General features: G+C 28.8%; 1 protein-coding gene and 1 pseudogene. Both read left to right on the top strand.

Annotated elements, in window-relative coordinates:
- Positions 1-173: 173 nt before the first annotated feature.
- Positions 174-662 (top strand): hypothetical protein, encoded by a 489-nt coding sequence (locus KPC_RS19965; protein WP_146196691.1) that lies wholly within the window; start codon positions 174-176, stop codon positions 660-662.
- Positions 655-1,076: pseudogene (locus tag KPC_RS19960) on the top strand (hypothetical protein); the annotation flags it as partial. The gene KPC_RS19965 and the pseudogene KPC_RS19960, both read left to right, overlap by 8 nt.

The raw sequence follows: 1,076 nt of genomic DNA, 5'->3' as shown, positions 1-1,076 counted from the left end.
ACATAAAAAGTGTAGATCAAGTGATTGAGTTTTTAAAAAAAATATTTAAGAAAATTGAAAACGTAGGTGTCTTATCATCATCACAAGATCAAATGATTGATCATCAGCAAGGTTCTTTATTTCAATAAAAATTGACATCAAACCTGCCTAAACGAGAGGGATATTTAGATGATTTGATTAATCATTTACAAAGTTATAGTGGTTATGATCGCCAATGGGCATTGGAACAAGCTAAATATCATTATGAAAAGGAGCTATTTCCACTTTTACTATTAAGATTGAGTGATCATGTACCAATCAATCAAGACATAGCTAAACAGCGTATAATCGAGTGGAGTCAACGCAAAGATTTTTCTAAATTATGTATTGATTATTTTTTAGATGTTGCGATGACTCAAATAAGATTACGCTCAATAGATGAAATTAATCAATTAATATTTTATAAAATTCAAGAAGATACTAGCTATTTTAAATTTGTACTTATCAGTTCACAAGGGAAATTGCCACGTGCATTGTTAGCTTATGCTGTTAGAACAAAATGTATCAACCATGAAGGTTTAATAGCGTGGTCAAGTAAAGCAAAGGATCAACTGGTGAGAGCATTATGGCTAAACTCATTGATCGAAAATCAAAATATTGATGCTTTAAAAAAAATTGGTTAGACAAAAAACATTTAAAGATGTGCAAAGTAAGTCCTTGGAGTATCTTGCCACAAACCAATACCTAGAACTAGAAGATTTGCTTGCTTCATGGAATAGTCGCTATTTTTCAATTATAGAGTTAGCTTATTTTTATTTAAAAAGGCAAGGCTTTAATTTTGAAGAATATTTTATATCATATCCATTAGAAAATTTACAGTCAAATGAATTTAGGGGACGTGCTTTTCAATGGATGCTATATAAAGGGGCATTAGAGCAGTTTTTTGAAATATTACAATATATTGATCATAAAGCCATATTCTACAGTTTGATCTTTAAGGCATTGAAATTAAATTATTTAACTTTTGATAATTTTATGGATTATTGTGAAAAAAGAAAAATTAAGTTGCCAAATTATATGTTGAATAAGTTAAATCA

Source organism: Acinetobacter stercoris (genome assembly GCF_900323515.1).
Classification (GTDB): Bacteria; Pseudomonadota; Gammaproteobacteria; order Pseudomonadales; family Moraxellaceae; genus Acinetobacter; species Acinetobacter stercoris.
Note: the sequence above shows the minus strand (reverse complement) of the source record. Positions and strands in the feature narration are given on the sequence as shown.